Annotated in this window: 4 protein-coding genes; all 4 read left to right on the top strand. The window is 43.8% G+C overall.

What is annotated here, in order from left to right; translation table 11 throughout:
* On the top strand, window positions 1–746 hold a 746-nt coding region (locus HWQ37_RS00205; protein ID WP_292742529.1), incomplete at its 5' end, for an aldo/keto reductase.
* 254 nt (window positions 747–1,000) lie between these two features.
* Window positions 1,001–2,176 (top strand): DUF58 domain-containing protein, encoded by a 1,176-nt coding sequence (locus HWQ37_RS00210; RefSeq protein WP_292742530.1) that lies wholly within the window; start codon window positions 1,001–1,003, stop codon window positions 2,174–2,176.
* Window positions 2,177–2,360: 184 nt separating this feature from the next.
* On the top strand, window positions 2,361–2,726 hold the full coding sequence (locus tag HWQ37_RS00215) for a ferredoxin thioredoxin reductase catalytic beta subunit (protein ID WP_292742534.1): 366 nt from the start codon (window positions 2,361–2,363) through the stop codon (window positions 2,724–2,726).
* Window positions 2,723–3,115, top strand: a complete 393-nt coding sequence (locus HWQ37_RS00220; protein WP_292742532.1) for a DUF309 domain-containing protein — start codon at window positions 2,723–2,725, stop codon at window positions 3,113–3,115. The genes HWQ37_RS00215 and HWQ37_RS00220 overlap by 4 nt, the downstream gene beginning before the upstream one ends.
* Window positions 3,116–3,134: the final 19 nt, after the last annotated feature.

Below are 3,134 nucleotides of genomic sequence, written 5' to 3' on the forward strand. Positions count from 1 at the left end.
AATGGCTCAAGCAGCGCGGTAATCGTGACCAAGTGGTGATTGCAACTAAGGTTGGTAACGATATGGGTGTTAGAGGCAAAGGACTTTCTCGTAAACACATTAAACAAGCTGTTGAAGACTCATTGCAAAGGTTACAAACCGATTATATCGATCTATATCAATCGCATATCGACGATGAAAACACTCCACTTGAAGAAACTCTTGAAACCTACGCAGAATTGATTCGTCAGGGAAAAGTACGTGCGATTGGTGCTTCAAATTATAGTGCAGAGCGTTTAGCACAAGCATTAGAAATTAGCCGTCAATATGGCTATCCTCGCTACGAAAGCCTTCAGCCCCGTTATAACTTGTATGACCGAGATGGTTATGAGCAGGATTTACAACAAATTTCCCAAGAACAGGAAATTGGTGTGATTAGCTATTCCTCTCTGTGCAGTGGCTTTCTCTCTGGTAAATATCGTTCAGAAAAAGATTTGTCTATTAGTCTTCGTGGTAATTCTGTAAAAAGATATTTAAACCCTCGTGGCTTGCGAATTCTAAAGGCAATTGATCGAGTGGCAAATACTTATAATTCTACCTGTACCCAAGTTTCTCTGGCGTGGCTTATTGCTAATCCCAGCATTACCGCTCCCATTGTTAGTGCAACAAAAATTGAGCAACTCAACGATATCATCAAAGCTGTCAATATAAAGCTCGACCAAGATTCTATTGACCTTCTCAATCAAGCCAGTTCCTCAAACATCTAGTGGTCTGTCCCATTAATTCTAATGGGTTAAGAAAACGAACCGCATTCGCGCAGCGTCTCGTTAGAGAAGGACGCAAAGAGCGCAAAGTTAAGAGGTAAAGAAGATAAATTTAAAACTGATTCACCTCTCAAAACTTTTGGGACAGACTACTAGTCATAATATATAGGATTTATTGGAGTTAGAGACGAAGATAGTTTTTTGGCGAAGCCGTGAGATACTGTGAATTTAGAGTGGTGTTGGGTTAAAAAAGAAACATGAAACTTATCAAACCCATCACCAATTGGTTAGAAACCCGCGCCAGTGCCCCTGCATACGGCGGTTGGGTGCTAGCAGCAACGTCTATTTGTTTTTTTGGCGCAGGTATCAATACGATGGCTGGTTGGCTTTACGCCATTAGCGGCATTAGTTTTGCCCTTTTGGGTGTAGCAGCCATCTTACCGCCGCGATCGCTCACAGGTCTATCTATCACCCGTCGTCCTATACAACCAGTGTCAGCAGGTAACGATCTAACGGTAGAATTAGAAATCTGCAATCAGACACATCGGGCTGTAAGCTTATTGCAAGTTGCGGATATACTGCCCTTCGTCTTAGGGAAACCAGTACAAAAGACAATCGAAACAATTCCTAGCCAAGGTAGTTACCGTTGGGTATATTATCAACCAACTCAGCGCCGGGGTGTTTATCGCTGGCACACAGTAGAACTAGGTTCTGGTGCGCCTTTAGGATTGTTTTGGTGTCGCCGTCAGCGTGATTGTGCTGCGACAGCGATCGTTTATCCCACAGTGTTACCCTTGGCTACCTGCCCTCTAATAGATGAAATGGGACAGGAAGAGAGCAAAAGGGGCGATCCCCGTGGTAGACCCTTGCAGACAGCGACAACAGGGCTGGTGCGATCGCTCCGTCCTTATCGTATCGGAGATCCCACCCGTCTGATTCATTGGCGAACTAGCGCCCGCTACGGAGAATTAAGGGTGCGGGAGTTAGAAATGGTCACAGGTGGACAAGAAATAGTGATTGCCCTTGATAGTGCTAGCAATTGGGAAGAAGAAAACTTTGAGCAAGCAGTAATTGCCGCAGCTTCCCTGTACTTTTATGCACATCAACAGCAATTACAGGTACAACTCTGGACAGCATCAACAAATTTAGTCAAAGGCGATCGCTTTGTTCTAGAAACCTTAGCAGCAACCACAGCCTTAGAAGATGCCAGTTCAGTAATTCCTAAAAGCTATCCCTTGATTTGGCTGACTCAAAATCCCCTGAGCCTTGCTAAACTTCCTCAAGGCAGTCGTTGGGTTTTGTGGCCAAATATTTCCTCACCAGCAGAACCAGAGGTAATTAATTGGGAACACCCAGGTATAGTTTTGCAAAGCGATGTCTCCGACGGCCTACACCCACTGCAACCCCAACTACAAAAAACATTACATTCATAAATCAATTCAAATTTTATAATTTCAGAGGCTGCTAACAAGTTAACCCTCTGCGATTTCTGAGATTTTCTCTGATCCCAGTACACTGGACATATCAGCCTTTGAAGGTAAGTTTGGGGAAATACACCCAGTAATCCCCAGATGAGGCTGAGGTACAATGCAAAGAAATATTTAAATTATGAGCGACATGATCACATCAGAACATAACACAAAATCCAGCGATAAAAGCCTAGAGGCAATGCGGCATTTTTCCGAACAATACGCCAAGCGTACTGGAACATATTTCTGTTCTGAACCTTCTGTCACCGCAGTTGTGATTGAAGGACTAGCCAAACATAAAGACGACCTGGGTGCGCCTTTATGTCCTTGTCGCCATTACGAAGATAAAGAAGCTGAGATTCACGCCACATATTGGAACTGTCCTTGTGTGCCAATGAGAGAACGCAAAGAGTGCCATTGTATGTTATTCCTCACCTCTGACAACGAGTTTGCGGGAGAAAAACAAGAAATCTCTCTGGAAACAATCAAAGAAGTTCGAGACAGTATGGGATGAGCGAAACCATTCCCCAAGAGTTTTGGCAAGGCATAGAACAGTTCAATTCTGGTCAGTTCTATGCCTGTCATGACACTTTAGAGGCTTTGTGGATTGAAGCTGGCGAACCAGAAAAAACCTTTTATCAAGGAATTCTCCAAATTGCTGTGGCATTATATCATTTGGAGAATCGGAACTGGCGAGGTGCTGTAATTCTATTGGGAGAAGGCAGCAATCGCCTACGCCGTTACCCATCTAGTTACAGTGGTGTTGACGTAGATGAGCTATTGAGTCAGAGCGCAGTGTTGTTGACGACATTACAACAAATAGGGCCAGACTTGATTACATCTGGCGATCTGGGTGAAAATCAAGTTTTATCTTTGCCTAGAATTGTGCTAACTACTGATTAGACATCTGATGATGAGTGCT

Source organism: Nostoc sp. NMS4 (assembly GCF_017115095.1).
GTDB lineage: Bacteria > Cyanobacteriota > Cyanobacteriia > Cyanobacteriales > Nostocaceae > Nostoc.

Coding starts and splice junctions, on each gene's coding strand:
- HWQ37_RS00220 (WP_292742532.1), top strand. CDS start 2,723: ATGAGCGAAACCATTCCCCAAGAGTTTTGGCAAGGCATAGAACAGTTC.
- HWQ37_RS00210 (WP_292742530.1), top strand. CDS start 1,001: ATGAAACTTATCAAACCCATCACCAATTGGTTAGAAACCCGCGCCAGT.
- HWQ37_RS00215 (WP_292742534.1), top strand. CDS start 2,361: ATGATCACATCAGAACATAACACAAAATCCAGCGATAAAAGCCTAGAG.